Here is a 3,833-nt window from a genome sequence, read left to right on the forward strand (position 1 = left end):
TGGTATTGTTCAATGCTGGTGACCAGGTTCCTGTTACACCATTTGTTGATGTTGTTGGCAAAGCCGATAAGGCAGCCCCTGAACAGATTGGTGACACTTGCGTAAATGCTGGTGTTACCGGCGCATTTACAGCAAAGGCAACCGCATTGTTTGAGTTTATCACTAATGGAGCAAAGCCATTTCTCTGGATTGCTGTAACCGTTAAATTATGTCCGGCATTTGCTGCAACAGTTAAATTTAATGTGAACGTTGCTGTTCCTGATACATCTGCAACAAGATTTGTAATCGTTTGAACGGCACCACCAGTAATAGTGGTATAACTTAAAGTTGACGTACTTGAAGCCAATAATCCGGTAACTACAAAAGTTGCAGCAGTATTGTCACAAACCGGAGCTTGTTGGGTAATTCCGCCAAATGTTGTTGGGGCTGTTGCTGTCAATACAGAAGTCGCATTCGAATTCGAAGAAGTATTCGCTCCGCTTACGGCTCTTACTCTGTAATAATAAGTAGTATTTTCTGCAAGACCAGATACTACTTGTGAAGTTCCATTAACCGTTAAATTATTATATCCGGTTACATACGAAGGTGTAAAAGTACCATAACTAACGTTAAGATCATCAAAAGCAACGTTTCCTGCTGTTCTGGTATAAGTAAACCTGAATTGTGAGAAATTTGCCGGCAACGCTGGAGTAGACGTTGCATTGTATAAGACGTCGCGATCAGAATTGTTAAGTGCACTCATACTAATGTTTTCAATAGTGGCCCATGAAGTACCATCAAATCCTTCCACAAGGAAAGTTCCGCCACTGGTTCCGTTGCCTTTTAGATAGAATGCGAGAGAAGTTGCATTTCCGGCAAAAGTCTGCGTCGTTATACGGTCACCTGTAGAATTAAATTGCACGGAGTTTGGAGCCAAACCGCTGCTGCCAGTTGTCGTATAATTTGCTGTTCCTTCTAGCGTTAATCCGTTTAGGGAAGCGGCTGACACATAAGTGTTGAAATTTTCATTAAAACTTCCGCTGGTAGAAGTTCCAAATGTTGACGATGTACTTACATCTAATCTGTAGCTTGCTGCTCCCGGAAGTGCATTCCAATTTGCAGTAAATTGATTTACTCCAACAACTGTTGCAGCAGTTGTAGCTGGCGTACCAAGGTTTGATGTGGTAAACGTTTGTTGCGTGCCGTAAACTGTACCCGTTCCATCGGTTACATATGCTTTATAAAAATAAGGTGTATTTGGCGTTAATCCTGAAAGTCCTACCGAAAAAGCATTGGCAGATAAATTGCTTCCCGCTTGTTTCGTTCCTGATCCATCAGCAAAACCTGTAGAAGTACTGTATTCGATACCATAAGCAGAAATTGCAGAACATCCGGCTGTAGTTGTTGCAGACAAAGTCGCACTAACAGCTGTTACCGAAGCGCTTCCGCCTGTAACTACACCGCTAGCCGTATTGACTCCGGAACCTGAAGCCGTAACATTGAATGCAGCCGCCAATCCGCCACCTGAAATTGAAATCGGCCCGTTATATACCTGAACAGTGGTAGGTGTAAATTTAACCCAAATTACCTGTCCAGATAAAGTCCCCGAATTTGGAACAGATAACGTTGAAGTATAAGTTCCTGTCTCAGTCAATGAAAAAGCATAACCCGTCAAAGCATCCACAGTTAAGGCACTGGTGAGGTTTACGCCATTTATAGCGAAGCTACCTGTTGAAGACGTGTTGATACAGTGGTCTCCGAAAGCAGGTAAAGCAGCGCTTAAGGTTACAGTTGGAGAAACGTTTTGAAGCGTTGTTCCTGATGTTGAATCACTAAAAAGGGTCTCAGTGCCGGAACCATTTTTCGCTTTTACGTGAAAAGTATAAGTTTGGTTGTCTGTCAATCCGCTAACAGTGATCGATGGCGACCATGCTGCTGCAGTTCTCCATACCACGCCTGCGGCTAATGTACCGCCGGTTTGTACATAATTTCCACTTGTTGTTTCCTGGATCGCAAAAAGTGTCGCTGCCGGATTTCCATCCGATGCGCCTAAAGCTACTGTTAAAGCATGAATCGCAGGATTGCTTACAACCGGAGCGGATGGCTTGTTTGCCAAAGTGTAAAAAGTAATCTCTGTTCCATTTACCGCTGCGTTGGTTCCCACTTTTGCATTGGCCCTAAATGAATATTGTGTATTTACTGACAACCCTGAAATTGTGGCAGATACTGCTGTTGCAGAAGTTCCGCTTATGCTTGAAGGTGATCCGGCAACATTTGTTCCGTATGTGTTATCCAAGCCATAATCAAAAGAAGTTGCCGCTGTGGTGCCATTGGCATTGATGCTTGCATTTAAAGTAGCGCCCGTAGCGGTGATAACAGTTGCCGCTGAAGTGGTAACCAACGGCCCTGAAGGGCTCGCCTTCATTGTGAAGTTATTGATTCCCATTGCATCGTCAGAGCTTGTTGCATCCGCATCGACCCATCTGATAAAAAAGCTTGCATTATTAGCAATAGACAAGCCAGAAATCGTAGCCGAAATAGCAGAAGTGTGCTGAATCGAGCCGCTTCCTAAAGCTTGTCCCGGATTTGCATAATCCAAAGCATTGTAATCGACCCATGTTCCGGTAGTCAATGAAGTTGCAGTAGTACTGTACTGGAAATCCAATTGATCGATCCTGTTTGCCGTGCCTATTCTCCAAGTCTCGCCTGTGTAGGCAATATCGATAGAAGTAACCGTTGATCCTGTTGTATTCTTAAAATAAAAACCATAAGTTGGAGCAACTGATCCCGATCTCAAACTTCCCAATGTACGGTCTGTACCAGAAGCCGTACCCAAACTGTAGGTATCGCCACCTGTCCCTGAACCTGTACCTGCTGAATAAGTCGTGTTAGCGCTTGTTCCGCTTTCTACAAAATACCATCCATTTAAATTGGCTGATTTATTGTTTAAAATCCCACCTGTTACAGTCGTGGTTGCCGCCAATCCGAGATCGTCAAAGCTCTGCGAGTAAGTAGAACTCATCGTAGCATAACTGTACTGTTGTGCCTGCGAATTACTCCAAAACATACACATGCATAGCAGCACGGCAAGTTTAAGAATTCGATAATGTAAAAGTTTTTTCATTTTTTAATATTTAATTTGACGTTCCAAAGTTATCATTTTCATATAGATAAATAATGTTTTAATGTTATGATTTTATTAACAGTAGGCTGTCTTTCTTATACGCAATTTATTTCATACTGGTTTTATTTGATAACTGAAGCACCACGCCAACAACAAAATACGCTATAAAACAAAGAAGCCCTTCTGTGGAAGGGCTTCTTTTATTCTCACAGCAAAAGCATCGCCTCTGCATGTTTAATTATCTCTTGATTACACGAAGTGTTTTCACATTTTCACCCTGGGTCACAACCACGTTGTAAACGCCCGATGGATAGTTCGAACCGATGTGCTGTCCTTCAAGTTCCGATACTCCTACCGATCTTGACTCTACTACTTTTCCAAGCATGTCATAAACCCTGAACTGAACCTGGTCTTCGCCTGCCGTGTTTACCCTGATCGCGAAATCTAAAGCAAATGGGTTTGGTGAAGCCACCGCCGTGAATGCTGTTGTTGAAACAGGCGATTCCACTTCGGCTTTGTTTGGTGTGCCACCCGGCGCAAACACCGTACAGGCATCACTAGATACCGACCAGTCGTTCTTGGTATACGTCGATACCCTTACAGAATATCTTCCTCCTGGAACATAACCAGGGATCATGTTAAAGGTAAAGTAGTTCGTAGACCTGTCGATTGTCGTAGCACTGCCTTCTGGCATTTTCGTTACGATGAATTTGTATTGGGTCACTCCCGG

At 43.3% G+C, this 3,833-nt stretch carries 2 protein-coding genes; both read right to left on the reverse strand.

From position 1 onward, the window contains the following. Positions 1-3,103: beta strand repeat-containing protein (locus tag BLS32_RS18160; RefSeq protein ID WP_139171821.1), on the reverse strand; the 3,103-nt coding region annotated here is incomplete at its 3' end. Between the two features lie 238 nt (positions 3,104-3,341). Continuing rightward, positions 3,342-3,833, reverse strand: a 492-nt coding sequence (locus tag BLS32_RS18165; RefSeq protein WP_139171822.1) for a T9SS type A sorting domain-containing protein, incomplete at its 5' end; no start/stop codon positions are given.

This window comes from Flavobacterium noncentrifugens, assembly GCF_900100375.1.
Taxonomy (GTDB): Bacteria; Bacteroidota; Bacteroidia; order Flavobacteriales; family Flavobacteriaceae; genus Flavobacterium; species Flavobacterium noncentrifugens.